This is a genomic window from Methylobacterium sp. J-048 (genome assembly GCF_022829515.1).
GTDB lineage: Bacteria > Pseudomonadota > Alphaproteobacteria > Rhizobiales > Beijerinckiaceae > Methylobacterium.
Genome location: NZ_JAKSYL010000144.1, coordinates 1 through 282, shown reverse-complemented (window position 1 = coordinate 282; position 282 = coordinate 1). Strand labels below are relative to the sequence as shown.

The following is a 282-nucleotide window of genomic DNA, read 5'->3' as shown; positions in this document are numbered from 1 at the left end:
TCTACGGTTCTGATCCAATTGTTCGGTGAACCGAGCCGCCATTGCGAGCGCAGCGAAGCAACCTAGTGCATCGTGCCGGATATCGGAACCGCCATGATGCACTAGGTCTTTGATTTTGCATCGCCTTTTTCCGAAAGCCGGTCGTCTACCTCGACGGGAAGCTCACGCCCTGGACCTACGGAACCCAGGCCTACGCCGGATCCGACGTGAACGATGTCGCCGAATACATGGAGCACGCCGGTCTGGAGCAGGGCCTCGTCGTTGGTGCGCCGAGCGTCGGGC

Annotated in this window: 1 protein-coding gene; it reads right to left on the bottom strand. The window is 60.3% G+C overall.

Translation table 11 applies throughout. The features are described from left to right. Positions 1–101: 101 nt before the first annotated feature. A partial coding sequence (locus MKL09_RS13710; RefSeq protein ID WP_244020855.1) for a hypothetical protein occupies positions 102–282 on the bottom strand: 181 nt, incomplete at its 5' end.